The organism is Brevibacillus sp. JB24b, assembly GCF_051713385.1.
Taxonomy (GTDB): domain Bacteria; phylum Bacillota; class Bacilli; order Brevibacillales; family Brevibacillaceae; genus Brevibacillus_B; species Brevibacillus_B laterosporus.
In genome coordinates, this window is sequence record NZ_JBNVQV010000001.1 from 4,128,029 (window position 1) to 4,148,246 (window position 20,218).

The 20,218-nt window shown below is 44.0% G+C and carries 5 protein-coding genes; all 5 read right to left on the reverse strand.

The annotated features are described in order from the left end of the window. Positions 1-185: 185 nt before the first annotated feature. Complete coding sequence (gene mutT, locus ACQV1I_RS19370) at positions 186-593, reverse strand: 8-oxo-dGTP diphosphatase MutT (protein ID WP_094701023.1); 408 nt, start codon at positions 591-593, stop codon at positions 186-188. Positions 594-608: 15 nt separating this feature from the next. Further along, on the reverse strand, positions 609-3,869 hold the full coding sequence (locus ACQV1I_RS19375) for a DUF3427 domain-containing protein (protein WP_116334158.1): 3,261 nt from the start codon (positions 3,867-3,869) through the stop codon (positions 609-611). 218 nt (positions 3,870-4,087) lie between these two features. Next, complete coding sequence (locus ACQV1I_RS19380) at positions 4,088-4,708, reverse strand: HXXEE domain-containing protein (RefSeq protein WP_094701027.1); 621 nt, start codon at positions 4,706-4,708, stop codon at positions 4,088-4,090. A 21-nt stretch (positions 4,709-4,729) separates the two neighbouring features. Next, complete coding sequence (locus tag ACQV1I_RS19385; RefSeq protein WP_116334159.1) at positions 4,730-5,320, reverse strand: TetR/AcrR family transcriptional regulator; 591 nt, start codon at positions 5,318-5,320, stop codon at positions 4,730-4,732. A gap of 235 nt (positions 5,321-5,555) precedes the next feature. Next, on the reverse strand, positions 5,556-20,192 hold the full coding sequence (locus tag ACQV1I_RS19390; protein WP_116334160.1) for a non-ribosomal peptide synthetase: 14,637 nt from the start codon (positions 20,190-20,192) through the stop codon (positions 5,556-5,558). Between the last annotated feature and the right edge of the window lie 26 nt (positions 20,193-20,218).

A 20,218-nucleotide genomic window follows, 5' to 3' on the forward strand; every position in this document is an offset into this window, starting at 1 on the left:
TATTTTTTACAGTGGAGGGTGGGGGATTAGATATTTTCTAAATATTGGATTATATCGTTACAAGATATAATTGAACGTAAAAACCCGAGCTACGGACACATAGCATATCCGTTACTCGGGTCTTGTTTAAATTTGTAATGTTTTGTTGATCTGGTAAAAAGAACGATTCGCATTCATAAAATAGGTTAGCGAAACTGTAGAACTTGCTCCTTCGAAAGCTTATCTAGTGTCGGCAAATCTGCTGGTGCCCATTCTAGTGAATGTAGCTCATCGGCAGTTACCCACCTTAACTCTTCATGCTCACTAGCCATCGGTTCACCACTCACTACCTTGGCAAAGTATGTAATCAGTCTTACCTTTACAGTGGGATATTCGTACACAGAATCACTTATTAGCTCCCCCACTTCTATCTGGCATCCCAATTCTTCTTCGATCTCACGAATCAGTGATTCTTGAGGCTTCTCACCTTTTTCAATCTTACCTCCAGGGAATTCCCACATCCCCGGCAATGACATCTGCTGGGAACGTAGAGCACTCAAGATTTTTTGATGATCATTTATAATCACTGCTCCCACTACATCTACTTGTTTCATAAAATCCTCCTTAGCTTAACGAACCAGATCAAGATACAAATCATCTGGTAAAGCGTTGTGTAATTTCCATGTGATATTCATAGGCTTATCGCCGACACTGCTTACATAATCTAATTCTCCTAAATAAGTAAATGGAAGAGTTTTCCCATGCATTTCCGTAAACTTACGCACAAACAAATGAATGTGAATATCTCTTTCGCCATGATTGATATAATCCTGCCCTCTATCAGAATGATGAGAAGTCTGGTTAGCACTTTGCCAGTGGAAATGATTTTTGTCAATAAAATAATCATGGTATTGCAGGTGCTCTGCTGTATTTTTGGCGTCCTTTTTTAAAGTGACGAAGAATAAATAGTGATTGTCTACACGACTAATCCCTTCACGCCATGAGCCCTCTTGTGCTTTAGCCTGAAAGAGATAAATGAGGTCGTTTCTTGTGTAATTTTGATACAGTTGAACCTTTTGTTCTCCATTCAGAAAAGTACTAGCATTATAGGTTCTTCTAAATTCCGTTATCCCATATTCTACTCTTGCTTTCAGATAGGTCTTCCATTTTTCATTCATCCAAATAGTCTTCACATCTTCTGCAAAAATAAATTCATTGTTTATAAAGTTACCAAAAGCCCAATTTTGTTTTTTATAAGATCTTGCTAGACGCTCCATAGCTCGTAGAATATAGGTCTCATGGTACTCTCCTTTCATATTAATAACAAATTTGTCTGTAAGAAACACAATCACGTCTGTTGAAGTTACTTTATGTAGGGTGGTTATTAATGATAGCACAGCAAACTCATATGGCCATTTGATAGGAAGGGCCTGTTCTAGTCGCTGTACCATTTCTAACACCATAGGGTGAGCCAAAAGCTCCTGATCAAAGGAATTCATATCCTTCATCTTTTTCTTCGTTTCCACCCAAGAACCATATTTCTGGATAAAGTAATGCAAGCTTGGAGCAACAGCCGAATATAAGAAATCCTCAATTTCTGGAGAATACCCCAGCTCTTGTTGAAACTCTTTATATAATCCAGATAGCATTTGATGGTTGTCCATCCGAATAAGATTAATTTTATCTAAAATCTTTTGCCTTGATATCTCTTCCAACTCAGCAAAACACCCATCTGGTAGCTGAGCAAAATCTGTTTCTACAATTACTCGTAAGGCATCTCGATCAAACGCTTTGTGATTCGTTTGTCCAGACAAAGCTAATGGAACAATAAAAGAACGTTGATTATTACCAATGAAATCTAAGATGGTTACAAACTCTTTTTCCTCTGATTTACGTAACCCGCGACCTAACTGCTGAATAAAAACCGTAGCAGACTCTGTTGGTCTCAAAAATAACACCAAATTCAAAGAAGGTATATCAATTCCTTCGTTAAATATATTTACAGTGAAAATGAATTCTAACGGATCGTCAGGGTTTTCTAGGCTTTCGATCATTTTTCTTCGTACAACCGGATCGTCCTTTCCCGTTAAACATTCGGCACAATATCCCCGAATCGTAAATTCATCAGCCATATACCTAGCATGTTCAACCGTGGCACAGAATCCAAGTGCTCTTCTCTTCCGTCCATCATAGCCAAACTTCTCAATCATCTCAAGGATGTAATCAACACGTTCATTGGTTTTTAATGCCTTTATTAAAGCCCCTTCATCAAATACACCATTTTGATGAACAACTTTATCATAATCTACCGTATCGCCCAATCCAAAATAATGAAAAGGAGCTAATAATCCAGCCTCCAATGCTTGGTGTAATCTAATTTCATACACCACATTATTGTCGCATATAGCTAGTACATCTCTCCCATCCATACGTTCAGGGGTGGCTGTCACACCTAGTAAGAAAGTAGGTGTGAAATAGTCAAGAATTTTACGGTATGTCTCCGCCTCGGCATGGTGAAACTCATCTACGACAATATAGTCAAAATAAGCTGGATCAAACCTTTTAAGGGAATCCTCTCGATGTAGAATCTGAACAGTTGAAAATAGATAAGGTTTATCCCACTCTTTTACGTCACCTGTAACCTTACCAATCTGCTCCTCTGAGCCTAAGACAGCCGCGAATGTTTTCTTGGCATTTTCAAGTAATTCATCACGATGTGCAAGAAATAATACCGTCTTAGCACCCATCTGCACAGCATCGAAGGCAGACAAATAGGTTTTTCCCGTACCGGTAGCCGCAATGATGATGCCTTTTTTATTTCCTCTCTCTCTTGTTTCTTTTAATGCATCCAGAGCTGATGTTTGCATGGAGTTAGGGGTAAGCGCATTTTCATTGTTTTTTTCCAAATAAGTAGGTTGAGTTTCAGCAACAACCTTTTGCCTTATCTCTAAGGGTTTAAATGAATCTATTCTCTCTATCTTTCTTTGATTTCGTTTTAATTCGTACTCATCAATAATCTCTGAAGTGATATCAATAGCTCGTTGGTCATTCCACAGTTCTAAGAATAACTGTGATGCATTTTTATAAATTGGAATATGTGGAGCGTCCGGAAGTTTAACATTCCATTCATACCCTTTTTGGATGGCTGAATGAGATAAGTTAGATGATCCAATAATGACACTATTTAACTGTGAATTACGGGTAAACAAATACGCTTTTGTGTGAAATGATGTATTGCCTGAATCAAAAATTTTCACCTGTACATTTTCAAGCTCTAGCAATCTGCGTAACGCTTTCGGTTCAGTAATATTCATATACGTAGAGGTTAAAATGTTAATCTTCTTACCTTGTCTCCTCAATTCATCAAGAGAGCTTAGCAAAAGCTGTAGCCCTGACCACCGAATAAAGCTAACCATAAAGGATACGCTATCAGCAGTTATAAGCTCAGTTCGTAGTATATTAAAGAAATTCTGCCCTCTGTTATTTTGGTTGGTTACAAGATGAGGAATACTAAAGAAGAGCTCTGGGTAAATGAGAGGAATATGCTTCTCATCATCTCCGTAATGATAATGAATACTAGATAGAGGTCTAGCTAGATCGTATGGAAATCTGTTATGTATGGCATTAACCTGTAAATCTTTTGCATGACATGCGCTGTCACTTAGATTTTCCTCATGTAACTTTTTTTCTAAATTCATAACTAACTGAATCATCTCTTCATATTGCTCTTTTTCTGCTAACTTGGTAAGGGTATCCCCTACTTTTTTGGATAGGTAGTTAGTAAGTGCGTTTACATACTCGTTCGGTGCAATCGGATAAATTCTATGATTATTAGGATAGGTCGTTTTCTGTAAATATAGTTCTTCGTAAAAACCATTTTTCTCCGTCATTTTCTATGAACCTCTTTTTTTGTGATTTGCTTTCCCTCCTAATCAGTTTACAATAATTAAACGTGATAGATAAGATATTCCATGAAAAACAAAAAGCACCGACCTTACATGCCAGTGCTTATCATCATTTTTTACTTATATTCCAAGAGTCTATGTCCACGAATTCTCCAAGTCCATTCAAACCCTGTAAAACCCAAACTACACCTACCTACATCCCCTCATAAATAAGGCCCCATCTGCTGCTCAGAAAAGCTATACCGCGACTTTTTATCCTTCAACCACATATTGCCCTTAATAATAAGAACATACACAGCGACGATAAAATAGACCGTCCCAGCTACCCAATCAACTGTAGTCGCTAAGCCATACGTAACAATGTAATAGATATACCATCCGCCAACAGGAATATGAAGAAATATAACGGCGAACAAGCCTGGATTATACAGTGTTTTTCCTTTTATATTGGCAAAAATGCCGTGCCAGATAAATTGAAAGAAGCCCATGAGAATAGGGGCAAGACCAAGCCAGATTACATCTGGAAATAGGACAGGGAGCAGATAAAAAACATAGGCGATGACAAGATTTATAATCATAGCGGATTGAGGATTTAATGGATACCTTTGCGGATACTCACTTTTAAAAATAAGCACATTAAACAATCCCCCGAAGTATCCAGGCCAACGATATTCTTCAAATTGATGGAAAAGAATAGCCACAAAGCTAAGCCATAAAATAGCACGTATTTCTGTGATATCCTGCCAACTCACAAACAAATAGATCCCGACTATAAAAGCAACAACTACACCTAAATCCTGCCAATATTTCCGTAAAAAGTCCATGTCCTCTTCTCCCCTATCCTCTTATTTGGAAGGAAAATAGTGATCAAATAGGAAATTCACTTGTTCTTCGATTGGCGCAACTGTTACCCCTGCCCCTGATTCAAGTATTGGCTTCATTAACGCAGGCAAAAAGATGGCACCAAATAGCTGCGTAAGCATCATCATTAATTTATCCGGGTCGCTTTCTTGCGTGATTTCTTGTAATGTAGCCCTAACCTTTTGGAAGCCCATCGTTTGTAGAAATTCTCCATATTCTTGCTGTGATGCAAACGGTGCAGTCCCCATCGCGATAATTCTTGATACAAGCTCTGGGTACTGCAATATAACCTGAACATAATGAATGAGGAAGGTTTGTAAACGGTCCCTTGGTGATAAGCTGAGATCATCTAAAATAGTAAAGGTATCCTGAAAGCTGTTTAGTAAAACTTTAATGGCCTCACTTATCAGTCTTTCTTTCGATCCAAAATAGTAATTAATAAGCGCGATATTCGTTTCTGACTTCGTTGCGATTTTCCTGATGGTCACACGCTCAAAGCCTTCTTTCTTAATCAACTCCAATGTTGTCTCAAGAATTTTTTCTTTGGTTGCCTGATTTTTTTCAGAATGTGCCATAGCCTACCTCCTGACTACGTTTTTAAACAACGTTTTAAACATCGTTTAACCAAATAATAGCACCGCTCTCTCAGCAAATCAATGCATTTTTTCCATTGTTTAGAATCAATTGCCTGTAGCATCTACTGTATACAGAAACAAGCCTGCATTTCCCTGAATGATCTCTTTACAAAAAAGAACCCCGACAGTTGTCGGGGGCCACTTCAAACCTATTTAATCGACTAAAACGAAGCCACTACACCGTAAATTGGTTCTCATGTTTTCGAGAACGGATTCTTTGCAAAATCTCAACAATATATGCCACATTTTTGGAAATATACGGTTCGTCCATCATATCCATGTGCGAGCCGTGTCCCTTATATTCAGTAAGGTTTACAGTTGTTGCATCCCTCCACAAAGCCTGTTCAAACAATAATTCGATCGTTTCGGATTGATGAGCCCAAATACAATGAATATCTGCATGTATAGATCCCTTATTCGTTAATAGGTTCATATACTGCTTATAGGACTTGTATCTGTTCGCAGCTTTGTCCTTTAACAACGTTACGTCTAATTTCTGTTTGACAGCAAATTCATCTACTATTTGGTCAACCTCTCTATCGATCTCATCCTCGTCCTGCACCACGATCTCATTTTTTCGCATGGAATCGATTAAAATAATATCCGAGACTTCATGATTGAAACTCTCCAGAGCCCTCGCCACTTCAAAGGCAACATTTCCTCCCGCCGAGTATCCCACAAGAACAAATGGACCTTTTGGCTGAATCTCCAATATGTGATTCATATAATACTCAATCAGGTTTTCCTCATGGACAAAATTAAACGCATATACCGTTCCTTGCTCATGTAATAGCTCTGCCACTCGTTTATAAATATAGCCTAATCCAATAATTGGTGGAAAACAGAAAAGATTGATATGTCCTTTTTGATTCATTAAGGTTACGGATTGTTCAAAGTTCGTATTCGTTTCCCATACCAGCATTTGTTTGGCCATATCCTTGATGGTTTGGACTTCAAAAACATAGGGAATTTCGATTGACAATTCCGCGTAAATTTTACTAATCACTTGAATCATCCGCAGTGAATGCCCGCCGATTTCATAAAAATTATCATGTATTCCTACATGCTCCAGCCCCAGAACCTCTTGCCAAATACGGACAAGCTCCTCTTCCATCTTAGTCATCGGAGTGACAAGCTCCCTGCCTGTATCTATGAGGGTATCCATCTCCATTAGCTTTCTGTAATTCACCTTTCCATTGGAAGTAAGCGGCATTTCATCCAAGCGAACAAAGTACGAAGGCATCATATAGCTTGGCAAATGTTTTGCTAACGCAATCCTTACATCGGCTACAGTCAGCCCGTTTTCGATGATTACATAGGCGTAAAGCTCCTTTTGTCCCTCCATGTTTTCCCGAACGACCACCGCCGCTTGCTTCACTCCCGGACTTTTTAGTAGCTGTGACACAATTTCTCCGGTTTCAATCCGGTGGCCCCTAACTTTCACCTGATGATCGGCCCGACCTAAATATTCGATCGTTCCATCTGGAAGCCATCTTGCAAAATCGCCTGTTCTGTACATCCGTTTCCCCGAAACAAACGGGTTCTCTACGAATTTTTCTGCAGTCAATTCCGATCTATTCATGTACCCTCTAGCCAAACCGTCGCCCGAGATAAACAGCTCCCCGACCACACCCACAGGCTGGAGCTGTCTATGTTTGTTCAGGATATAAACTTCCGTATTGGAGATAGGCTTTCCTAAAGCTACCGGGGTATGCTCCTCACATTCGCCAGCGATAACCTCGATAGTTGTTTCCGTAGGGCCATAATGATTGTGAAGCTTGTATCCTTTTCTCACTAGTTTATCTTTTAACGCATCATCAAGCTGTTCTCCCCCGCAAATCAGGATGTTTAAGCAAGCGATTTTATCCTCATCCGCCAGCAATTCTTGCATCAGCGCTGGAGAGATATTCAAAACGTTCATTTCGTTTGCAGTGATATAGTCAAATAAACTTTGTTTATTCCATATCATATCTTTCCGGATGCAGTGCAAGGTAGCTCCGTTTAGCAGTGTGCTGAAAATTTGCCCCACACTAGGATCGAAGGTGTATTCCGCCATCAGTACCATCTTCTGATTCATTTGTTCAAAATATCTGTCACTGAACCAGCAAACGGTATTGACCACGCTTTGATGTTCGATCATAACTCCCTTAGGCTGCCCTGTCGTGCCCGAGGTATAGATGATATAGATTAGATTGTTCGGACCAACGATTGGCTCTAAATTCGAAGCATCTTCATCAGGGTCGTGCGTATCGTCTAGAACAACGAGCTTGCCGGTAAAAGAGACTCGCTCCCGCAAATGGCTTTGCAGCAATAACAACCTTGTACCCGAGTCCTCCAGCATATAGCGCATTCTCGCCTCCGGATACTCCGGATTGATCGGTACATAGGCGCCTCCCGCTTTTAATATAGCCAGAATACCAACAATCATCTCTGAGGAACGTTCCACGAGGATTCCGACCGCCTGATCCGGTCCTACTCCTTCAGCTCGTAGTGTTCGGGCCAATCGGTTTGCTTTCTCATTTAATTCCCTGTATGTCAGCTGTTTGTTTTCAAACACAACAGCCACCTGATGAGGCGTCTTCTCTACCTGCTCCTCAAACAGCTGATGAATTGTCTTCTCCCTCGGATAGCTAACTGCTGTATTGCCCCATACTTCCAAAATCTGCGTCTTCTCATCCTTAGTGAGCAGATCAACTTCTTTGACCGTAATCTGCGGATTGTTGACGATTTGTTCCATGATATGAACCAGATGTCCAGCAATACGCTCTACACTCTCTTGATCATACACGCACGCATTATATTCCAAGCGAATCCCGAACTCTGTACCAGGCACGACAATTAGGTTAAAGTCATAGTTCGTTTGCTCAACCGTCTCTACATCCACGATCTCAAAGCCTGTTGAACTACTGCTTCCCAATTGCTCCATCTGCTGTTGCACAGGGTAGTTTTCAAACACCATAATGTGAGTAATCAAGCTCTGTTTTTGTTCGGTTTGTGCCTGAATCTCATACAGCGGATACGTATCGTATGCCTGAGATGCCAGAGCTTGTTCCTGAATCATCCCCATCACTTCCGCAACGGTGGCCCAAGCCTCACAGCGAATCCGTACCGGAATTGTATTAATAAATAAACCGATGATGCTTTCAATCCCAGGTACTTCCGTCGGTCTTCCTGAGACGACGCTTCCGAATACGACATCCTGATTGTCGTTATATTTCTGCAGCAGAATACCCCAAGCAGTTTGCATCAATGTATTTACTGTCACGTTCTGTTGCTTCGCCCTTTGATTAATCCGCTGGCTCAGCTGCTCGCTAAGGGAGATGATTCGTCTCTCTAAAACGAACCCTGCTACCTTTCGCTGAGGCTTTGTTTTACCAAGAGCCGTCTGGTGTTCATATCCTTGCAAATAATCGTTCCAATACCGTGAAGCCGCTTCGCCATCCTGTTGCTCCAGCCATTCGATATATGAACTGTAGGGACTTACTGGGGCAAGTTCAGGTTGGCTTTGTTTCTGATAGGCGAAATAGATTTCGAACACTTCCTTGGCAATGAGAGACAAGCACCAGCCATCCATTAGGATATGGTGGAAACTCCAGAGGAAACGGTAGGTTTCGTCTCCGATACGCAGAATGAACACCCGCATAAGCGCATCTTGAGCCAAATCAAATCCCTTGGCCTTGTCCTTGTTCATCAAAGTCGCGATATACCCCTCACACTGCTCCTCATTCATCTCACGAAGGTCTTCATACAAAAATCCGGCAGGTTTGTTCCGGTATACCACTTGTACCGGTTGTTCTTTCCACCCGCTGTAAAAGTTCGTTCTCAACACTTCATTTCGTTGCACTAATACGTTCAAACTCTTTTCAAAGGAAGTCACATCAAAGGTTCCCTGTAGGGTAAACGTCGTTTGCTCAAAGTAGGCTCCCAAATGAGGAGTCACCAGACTGTGAAACAGCATCCCCTTCTGCATCGGCGTTAACGTGTAAACATTCTCAAGCTCTCCCGCATGCTTGGTCTGCTCTATTAACTGTTCTAGTTCCTCCACGGTTAATCCCTTCAACAAAACATCGCTTGGCGTCAGTTCCTTTCGCTCTTTCGTCACACAGTGTGCAATCACTTCCTGAAGACTTGCTCGTAATAATCCAGCCAGCTGCTCGATCGTTTCTCTCCGATATTCTTTGCCGCTATAGCTGATCATCAGAGACAGCTCTCCACCTGCGATCATGCCGTTTACATCAAGTACATAGGGTCTTGCCGTATTTTTACTGATGGTGTCACCAACCGAATAGGGTGATATCTGTATCGCATTATTTTGCAAATCCTGATCAAACTGCCCCAAATAATTAAAGCTGATCTGAGGCTCTACTCTGATTTGGTCACCCTGGTGTCCGGACAGATACCTTACGATGCCGTATCCAATTCCTTTTTGCGGGATTTGGCGTAAGCCTTCTTTTACCCTTTTAATCAGGTGAGATAAATCCTGCTCTGCCGTCATTTCCAACACGACAGGGTACTGGCTCGTAAACCACCCCACAGTGCGTGTAATGTCCATATCTAAAATGATGGCTTCCCTTCCATGCCCTTCTAGGTTCACAATGACTTGATCCATACCCGACCAAGTGTGAAGTGCCCTTCCTAAGGCAGTTAACAAAAGGTCATTCATTTCTGTGTTATATGCCCAATGCGCTTGTTTCAACAACTGCTCCGTCTCTTCCCGATTCCACTGCACCGTAATCGTTTCATTATCTCGAACTCGCACATCATCATGTTTATAATCTCTGGGAAGCGGCTTGTTTTCAATCTGGGCAATGTGCTGCCAATAAGCCAGTTCGTTCTCTATCGCTTGACTGTTAGCATAAGCTGCCAGCTCTTCTGCCCATAGACGGAAGGAATCCGTTTTTTCCGGAAACCGAATCTCCTCTTTGTTCATGGCTTGTTCATAGCCTGTTGCTATATCCTCAAATAAGATTCGCCATGATACCCCATCGACAACCAAGTGATGAATAGCTATCAGCAAATGATCCCCTTCTGCACATTGGAACAACCCTAGCTTCATCAAGGGTCCTTCCGTCATATTGATGTTGCTTTGAATCTCATTTGCTTTGGCTTCGATCAACTGAGCATAATCAATCTCTTCCCGAAGGTTGACAACCTCTAAGGAGAACAGTTCGCCTTCATCAATCCCCCGATTCCATGCCTTATATCCTCTATCGGTCTGACAAAATACCATACGCAAGACATCGTGATGCTCGGTAATTTTCTGTATCACCTTACGAAGCGAGGTTTCATCAAATCCCTCTTTCCGATATAACATGACAGCTTGGTTAAAATGATGAGGGTCTGCGAATTTTTGTTCAAAGAACCAGCTCTGGATTGGTGTAAGTCTTGCTTCTCCCTTCACTTCTTTCTGATCGGCAATTCTACTGACGAATTGGACATGCCCGCTGAGCTTTGCAACGGTAGGATATTTAAACAAATCCTTCAATTCCAGCTTGTAGCCCGCTTGATACAGCCTTGAAGAAATCTGAAGGGATTTGATAGAGTCGCCCCCTAAATCGAAGTAATTATCCAGTACCCCGATTGTTTTGACTCCTAATACCGACTGCCAAATCGAAAGTAAAGTCTTCTCCACTGCTGTTCGAGGTGCTACGTATGCCGTTCCGGTCTGTAGCTTACCACTTGGAGCAGGTAGCGCCTTGCGGTCGAGCTTCCCATTCTTTGCTAACGGCATCCGCTCCACTTGTACAAAGTACGATGGAATCATATAGCCAGGCAGCTCTTGGGATAATGCCCCCCTTAGTTCGCTCACCGTAAGCGTTCGGTCTGCTACGAAATAGGCGCACAGCACCTTCTGTCCACTTCCATCCTCCCGTGCGACAACCACTGCCTCACGTACGTATCCCGTTTTCAGCAACTGTGCTTCTACTTCCCCAAGCTCGATACGGTAACCGCGGATTTTTACCTGATGGTCAATTCGACCCAAGTATTCGATGTTGCCATCCGACAGCCATCTCGCCAAGTCTCCCGTCCGATACATCCGTTCGCCAGACAGGAAGGGATTATTCACGAACTTCTCGGCAGTCAGTTCAGGTCGGTTCAGATAACCTCTTGCCAGCCCCACACCAGCGATGCATAGTTCCCCAGCCACACCGATTGGCTGTAGTTGGTTTTGGCGATTTACAATATAAAGCTGTGTATTGTCAATCGGTTTTCCAATCGGAATAATCGTGTAAGGATCTACTGCCTGACAATCAAAATAAGTCACATCTACAGTCGCTTCTGTCGGCCCATACAGATTGATTATCTGTGCTCCACTCACTAAAGCAATGGATCGGTGGAATTTGGCAACCTGCGAAGCGGGTAATGCTTCACCGCTCGCAAACACACGTCGCAACGAAGCAAGCTTGTCCCTTTGTTCCTCATACGATCGTTGCTCGACATATTCCAGAAAAGCTTGTAGCATAGATGGAACAAAATGTAACGTGCTAATGTTTTGTTCCTTCAATGTATTCAAAATGACTGTCGGATTCTTTTCCCCTCCAACAGGAAGCAGGCATACTTTGGCACCGACAAGCGCCCACCAGAATAGCTCCCACACGGACACATCAAACGTAATTGTGGTTTTTTGCAGGATCGTATCATTTTCGCCTAGTGGATATTTCTTTTGCATCCACAGCAAGCGATTAATCACCGAGCTGTGTTCTACCATTACTCCCTTGGGGTTACCCGTGGTTCCCGAAGTATAGATGACATACGCCATGTCTTTAGCATCGTTGATCAGCTCTAAATTAGAGCCGTCTTCGCTATAGGAGCTGACATCATGTAAATCAATAAACTTCCCTGCAAATGACGCCCGTTTGCGTAAATGCTCCTGCACCAAAAGTAGTTTCGCTCCTGAATCCTCCAGCATGTAACGAATACGTTCCTCTGGATACTCCGGATCAATCGGCACATAGGCACCACCAGCTTTCAAAATTCCGAAGATACCGACGATCATCTCTAGGGAACGCTCGACCATGATCCCGACAGGTTCGTCTGCCTGTATCCCCTCTGAACGCAGTGTTCGCGCTAGCTTATTGGCTTGCTGGTTTAGCTCACGGTACGTCAACTGCCCACCTTCACCTTCACCTACAACCGCCACCCGCTCTGGCGTACGCTCTACCTGTTCTTCAAATAGCTCGTGGATCGTCTTCTCCCGCGGATATTCGGCCACCGTAGCTCCCCATACCTCTAAAATCTGCGTTTTCTCTTCCCGTGTAATGACTTCAACAGACGAGAGTTTGGATTGCGGATTCTTCACAATGACACCGATAAACTGCTCGAAATGCTTGACCATTCGTTCGGCTGTCTCCCGCTTGTACAGCGTTGTGGCATATTCCATGCTACACTCAATGGTTTCCCCAACCTCTACTCCGCTTAAAGTCAGGTCAAATTTAGCCACGGAGAATTCGTTCTGATACGGTTTAAGCTGTAACCCTTCGATGTTTAATTTCGCTTGCTTCACATTTTGTAGTACAAACATGGCATCAAACACCGGATTGCGACTCAGATCGCGTGGTACATCCAGTTTTTCCACTAACTCCTCAAAAGGATAGTCCGCATGTTCATACGCCTGAAGCGCCGTTTGTTTCACTTCTTGCAAATACGTTTCGAACGTTTTTTCCTCATCCGGGAAACAACGCAATGCCACAGTGTTTACGAACATCCCCATTACTCGTTCCAAATCAGCATGCGGTCGGCCCGCTACCGGAGTACCAATCACGATGTCGCGTTGTCCACTGTATTTGTGTAAGAAGGCACTGTAGGCAGCCAATAGTACCATGTACAGCGTCGATTCGTTATCTCTGGCCACCTGATATAGCCCCAGAGTTATCTCTGCATTCAATGTAAAGGCAACCTGATCTCCTTTGAAGCTCTTCACTGCAGGGCGAGGGTGATCCGCTGGTAACTCCAGCACTGGTAGCTCTCCCGACAATTGCTCCAGCCAGTACCGTTCCTGTGCTTCATATCGCTTACTCTGTAACCAATCCTGTTGCCATACCGCATAATCCTTATATTGTATGCGAAGTGGCGGTAGCTCCTCTCCTTCATAAAGCCTCACGAATTCTTCCACTACTACGTTCATCGATACACCGTCGGAAATGATATGGTGCATATCGAGCAAGAGAATGTGCCGATCTGGATTAATCCGTAACACTGCGGCTCGTAGCAGTGGAGCCAGGGATAGATTGAACGAGCGAACAAACGTACGTATTTGCACCTCCACTTCACTCTCTTCCACTTCCAAAAGGCTTATCTCTGCCTCCGCATGTTGATGAATCCGTTGTACAGGTTCGCCATTCACGAGCTCAAAGGAGGTGCGAAGTGCTTCATGACGACTGACAAGCTGCGCTATCGTCCGTTCAAAGCGCTCTTGATCTAGCAAACCTTCCACCAGTAAGGCGACCGGCATGTTGTAGCCTTGCTCGGCTCCTTCCAGCTGCTGAAGGATGTACAGCCGTTTTTGCGCCGATGAGACTGGATAATAATCCCGCTCCCTGACAGGCTGGATAGATGCATAGGTGTTCTTTTCCATTCCCGACATAAGCTCGGCCATGCCTTCGATCGTCGGGGTTTGAAATACCTCTCTAAGCGGCAACTCAACCTGAAGTTGCTGATGAATTCGGGCGACAAGCGCGGTCGCTTTCAACGAGTGGCCTCCCAGCTCAAAGAAGTTATCGCGGACACCAATGCGCTCTATGCCAAGAACTGCTTGCCAGATGAGGATAAGTTGTTCTTCTAGCTGGCTACGCGGCGCAATGTATTCCCGTCCCGTCTCCATTGTTCCTTTCGGTTCTGGTAGCGCCTTGCGATTCACTTTCCCATTTGATGTTAATGGCATGCTTTCGAGCCGCACAAAATACGAAGGAACCATGTACTCTGGCAACCCCGCTAATACATGTTTTCGCAAATTGGCTACTTCCAGCGCTTGCCCTGAAGTCACATAATAAGCACATAACGATCTGGTTCCATGACTATCCTCTCGATCGACAACGACAGCCTCCTTGATTCCGTGATAAGCTAAGAGCCTGTCTTCAATTTCCCACAGTTCAATACGAAAACCACGTATTTTGACTTGATAGTCGATCCGTCCCAAGTACTCAATCTCTCCGTTAGGAAGCCATCTAGCTTGATCGCCCGTTTTATACATGCTCTCTGTTGGGCTGAATGGATTAACAACAAATTTTTGTGCTGTCAATTCTTCGTCATTCAAGTATCCTCGCGCCAAACCCCGACCTGAAATATAAATTTCTCCCGCAATCCCCGGTGGCTGTAACTCATGATGTTTACCTAAAATATATACACTAGTATTCGCTATGGGTCTTCCGATCGTGATCAACTCAGGCGTACCCTTTATATGGAGTGCGCTTGTGATAACACTATTTTCCGTAGGGCCGTACTCGTTTACAATTTCAATATCAGGATTGAGCGAGCGAATTGTTTCCACTAATCCTTTACTGACTTTTTCACCAGCGACGACCATATTGCGCACCGATTGCAAGTCTTCCGCTGACATGCCTTCGAGCAAAGCTGAGTAAAGGCTTGGAGGACTTTGTAAATGCGTGATGCCTTGCTCCCGAATGACTCGCTTGATCCTAAGCGGATCTTTCGTTTCGTGCTCTTTTAAAAAGTACACCGTGGCTCCAGAGACTATAGGGGCAAAAAAATGTGTGACGAAAGAATCGAAAACGAATGGATTCAACATCAGAACCCGAGCGTCCTGATAATTATATGCCGTTACTTTCCACTGGATCGTGTTGAGAATATTTTGATGCTCAATCATGACCCCCTTAGGTTTGCCCGTCGTCCCCGATGTGTAAATGATATAGGCCAGATTATGAGTATCAGACTGAACATTCACATTCTCAGTGCTTTCCTGCACAATGATCGAATCTTCAAAATACAGACTGGGCACATCAATATTTCGCCGCAGTTGCTGGCGGGTAACCACTAGATCGGCACCGCTGTTGGACAGCATATAGTGAATGCGTTCCTGTGGATATTCTGGGTCTATCGGCAGATATGCGCCACCTGCCTTCAAAATACCAAGAATCCCGACAATCATCTCCAAGGAGCGCTCGACCATCAGCCCGACGACGCTCTCAGACTGTACTCCTTTAGCACGTAGCGTTCTTGCTAATTGGTTTGCCCGTTCGTTCAGTTCCCGATACGTAAGTCGTTGACCTTCAAACACAACAGCAATATGATCTGGTTTTTTTTCAGCCTGTTCCTCAAATAACTGATAAATTGTTGTATCTCTTGGATACTCTGCTACGGTATCGTTGAACTGCACCAATAGCTGCCTTTTCTCGGACTCGCTCAGTATTTCCAGCTTGCTTATCTCCATTTCTGGGGCTTTGGCAATCGCCTTGAGTATCCGGATGAAATGCTGTACCCAGCGTTGCATGGTTTCCTTACTGAACAGTGCTGTACTGTACTCTAGGCTACACTCGATTACGTCTTTCTCTTCCGCCGCCTGCAACGTAAGATCGAATTTAGCCGCAGCTTGGGCAAATGAATGCGGAACAACCCACAAATCCTTTGTTTGCAACGGTTTTCGGTCCGTATTTTGCAATACAAACATGGCGTCGAATACCGGATTGCGACTCAGATCGCGTGGCACATTCAGTTTTTCCACCAACTCTTCAAATGGGTAGTCCGCATGCTCATATGCCTGTAACGCCGTTTGTTTCACCTCTTGCAAATACGCCCTGAACGTTTTCTTCCCATCTGGGAAACAACGCAGCGCCACAGTATTTACGAACATCCCCATTACTCGTTCCAAATCAGCGTGCGGACGACCCGCTACCGGAGAACCAACAATGATCTCGTTTTGCCCACTGTATCTGCTGAGGAGGGCACTATAAGCAGCCAGTAGCACCATGTACAGCGTTGATCCATGCTCCCTAGCAATTCGATGCAACCCCTGAGTCGTCTCTGCATCCAAGGTAAAGGCGATTTGATCTCCTTTGAAGCTCTTCACCGCAGGACGTGGATAATCCGTGGGTAGCTCCAGCACCGGTAACTCTCCTGACAGCTTCTCCAACCAGAAACGCTCTTGAGCTTCGTATTGTTCACTCTGTAGCCAAGTCTGTTGCCACACTGCATAATCCTTATACTGGATTCGCAACGAAGGTAGCTGCTCTCCCTCATAGAGCTTCGCAAATTCTTCCACTAGCACGTTCATTGATACCCCGTCGGAAATGATGTGGTGCATATCAAACAGGATCATGTGCCGATCTGACTTAATCCGCAGTAATGCTACCCGCAACAGTGGAACCCGAGATAAATCGAATGAGCAGACAAACGCACGTATATGCTCTTCTACCTCACTCTCTTCCATCTCCCGAAAGCTTACCTTTGCCTCTGCATGCTGTTGAATTCGCTGTATGGGCTCGCCATTCACGAGCTCAAAAGAGGTGCGAAACGCTTCATGACGACTGACAAGCTGCGTTACTGTCCATTCAAAGCGCTCTCGATCCAGCGGCCCTTCGACCAGCAGTACTGCTGGCATGTTGTACCCTTGCTCGGCTCCTTCCAATTGTTGAAGGATATACAGTCGCTTTTGCGCGGAAGAGACAGGATACATATCCTGCTCTCCCACAGGTTGGATGGAGGCGTGTACGTTCGTATCCATTCTCGACATGATCCGAGCCAAGCCATCGATTGTCGGAGACTGAAATACTTCTCTAAGCGGCACCTCAATCTGAAGCTGTTGATGGATGCGGGCGACAAGCGCAGTCGCTTTCAGCGAGTGTCCTCCCAGCTCGAAGAAATTATCTCGTACGCCAATGCTCTCTATCCCAAGAACAGCTTTCCAGATGAGGGCAAGTTGTTCTTCTAGCTGGTTGCGCGGCGCGAGATATTCTCGTCCTTTCTCTACGTTTCCTTCCGGCTCTGGCAGTGCCTTGCGATCGACCTTCCCATTAGACGTCAAGGGCATACTTTCCACCTGCACGAAATATGAAGGAATCATATAGCTCGGCAATGTTTGGGACAACTGCTTTCGTATATCTAAAATGGACAGTTTTTCTTCTACTACATAATAAGCCGATAGATAATCGTTCCCTTCCCGATCGGGACGTGCCATTACGACCGTTTCCTTTACAAAAGGAAGTTGAAGCAGTCTAGCCTCAATTTCTCCCAGCTCAATCCGATTTCCCCGGATTTTCACCTGATGATCAATCCGCCCCATATACTCAATGTTTCCATCCGGAAGCCATCTCGCCAAGTCCCCCGTCCGGTACATACGCTCGCCTGGATGAAACGGATTGGTGATAAACTTCTCCTCCGTCAGGTCAAGACGATGGTAATATCCTCTCGCCACACCCACTCCAGTAATGCACAGTTCACCTGGCATACCAATTCCCTGCATTTTGCCTCGCCGATTCACAACATACAATCGGATGTTATCGATCGGCTTACCGATAGGAATCTGCGTAATCGTCTCATCCATCGGACAATCGTAGAAGCTTACATCTACAGTTGCCTCAGTCGGACCGTACAAATTATGAAGCGTCGTGCCATTCGCTTGATAAAGTAGCGTTCGGAAACGCTCTGCATGCTTAACATGCAAAGCCTCACCGCTCGTAAACACGCGTCTCAGATAGCGCAAGCGGTTGGCATCTTGGCGTAGAGCCACCGATTCGAGAAAAATATGTAGCATCGATGGCACAAAATGCATCGTTGTTACTTTGTGCTGCTCGATTGCTTGGACGATGGTTCTAGGGTCCTTCTCCCCTCCTGGGGGCAACAGGCAGACTGTAGCTCCTGTCCATGACCACCAAAATAGCTCCCACACAGAAACATCAAAAGAAATCGGCGTTTTTTGCAGAATGACATCCCTATCCTCCAATGGATAGCGTTTTTGCATCCAAAGAAGTCGGTTCACAACGCTATGATGCTCCACCATGACTCCCTTTGGCTTCCCTGTCGAACCGGATGTATAAATGATATAAGCTAAATGTCCGGAAATGCATGCAGATTCCAGATTGCTGCCATCACCCTCGTACAGCTCCAGTTCATCCAAACTGAGAGTAGCACCTGAAAATTCAACATGCTCCTTTACAGACTGTGACAGCAGTAGGATAGAGGTGCCGCTATCTTTCAATAGATACTCAATACGTTCCTGCGGATAACTCGGATCTATAGGCAGATATGCTCCACCAGCTTTTAATATGCCAAAGATGCCAATAATCATTTCCAAAGAGCGTTCGATCATTAATCCAACGATACTGTCGGCTTGCACTCCTTTGGCCCGAAGCACTCTAGCCAATCGGTTGGCCCGTTCGTTAAGCTCTTGGTACGTTAACTGCCCCTCTTCCGCCACAACCGCAATATGATTTGGAGTTTTTCTCACCTGTTCTTCAAACAGTTGATGAATAGTTGCATTCCTCGGATAGTCCGCCATGGTGTCGTTAAACTCCAATAATAATTGACGTTCTTCGGATTTCGTCAGCAAATCGATATCTTCTACCTTCATATCCGGCTGCTCTATCACAGCTTGGGCTGCTTGCAGCAGGTGACCCGTTACCCTTTGTATGCTTTCCTTGTCGTATTGGTTGGCGTTATAGCAGAACTTAATCAGAACTTCCTCTGATGGTTCTACGATAATCGTTAAATCATAGCTGGTTCTTTCGACATTAGAAACATGTTCAATCGAAAAACCTACGTTTTTTGCTTGTTCCAGCCCTTGTTGGAGCGGAAAATTTTCAAATACCATAATGTGATGAATTAGCTCTTGCTTAAGTCTTGATTCCGCCTGAACTTCATATAGCGGAGAGTAACTGTAAGCCTCTGCTACAACGCTACTCTTCTGAAGCTGTTGTATCCATGTAGAGAATGGAAGCTGATCTGATTGAATCCGAACTGGTATCGTGTTGATAAACAAGCCAACCATGCTTTCGATTCCTTTTATTTCAGCAGGCCTTCCCGAAACAACCGAGCCAAACACAACATCATCCGTATCATTATAGCGTTGGAGCAATAGACCCCAAAGGGCTTGAAACACAGTGTTTAAAGTGACATGATTTTTCTTCGCCAGTTCAACAAGCCCTTTGGTAACATCTCGATTCAGCAATAACCGGACTTCCTCCGGACGATAGCCTTCATGGATAGCTTGACCTCCCAAAAATGGGAGCGTTGCTTGCTGTTCATAGTCATGCAAATACGTTTTCCAATACTCTAGCGCTTCCTTTTTATCACGCTTGCCCAACCACTTGATATACGTACTGTAAGGCTGTGTTTTCTCCAGTAGGATCGGACGATTGTGTAACAAAGCCTGATAGCATTCGAATAAAGCAGTAATAATGATTCCACGGCACCAGCCATCCATAATGATATGATGGTAGCTCCAGACGAATCTGAAGCTTTGCTCGGCTACCCGAAATATAGACATTCGCAACAAAACATCCTTGGAGATATCAAATCCCCTTTCCCGATCATCAGCCTTGAATTGTTCTATAAAAGGCTCAATATCTGACGCTGGCAAATGAGAAATATCCTCGAAATGAATGTGAGAATCACGTTTCTTCAACACAATCTGACGGGGCTTGGAAACATTCTGGTAAATAAAAAACGTCCTTAGAATATCGTAGTGAGCGATTACTTTATTCATGCTCTCTTGCAGACATTCCACAGCAACATGTCCTTCTACCGTAAAATCGAATTGTTCAAAATAAGCGTTAGAATGGTTGTTCATGATGGAGTGAAACAAAATCCCTTCCTGCATAGGAGACAACGGAAAAATATCTTGAATGTCTGCTGTATTCATTATGGAGGAACTCTCCCCTCTGTTAT

Excerpts from the sequence above, each read along its gene's own strand:
- ACQV1I_RS19380 (WP_094701027.1), bottom strand. The coding sequence starts at position 4,708 with ATGGACTTTTTACGGAAATATTGGCAGGATTTAGGTGTAGTTGTTGCT.
- mutT (WP_094701023.1), bottom strand. The coding sequence starts at position 593 with ATGAAACAAGTAGATGTAGTGGGAGCAGTGATTATAAATGATCATCAA.
- ACQV1I_RS19375 (WP_116334158.1), bottom strand. The coding sequence starts at position 3,869 with ATGACGGAGAAAAATGGTTTTTACGAAGAACTATATTTACAGAAAACG.
- ACQV1I_RS19390 (WP_116334160.1), bottom strand. The coding sequence starts at position 20,192 with ATGAATACAGCAGACATTCAAGATATTTTTCCGTTGTCTCCTATGCAG.
- ACQV1I_RS19385 (WP_116334159.1), bottom strand. The coding sequence starts at position 5,320 with ATGGCACATTCTGAAAAAAATCAGGCAACCAAAGAAAAAATTCTTGAG.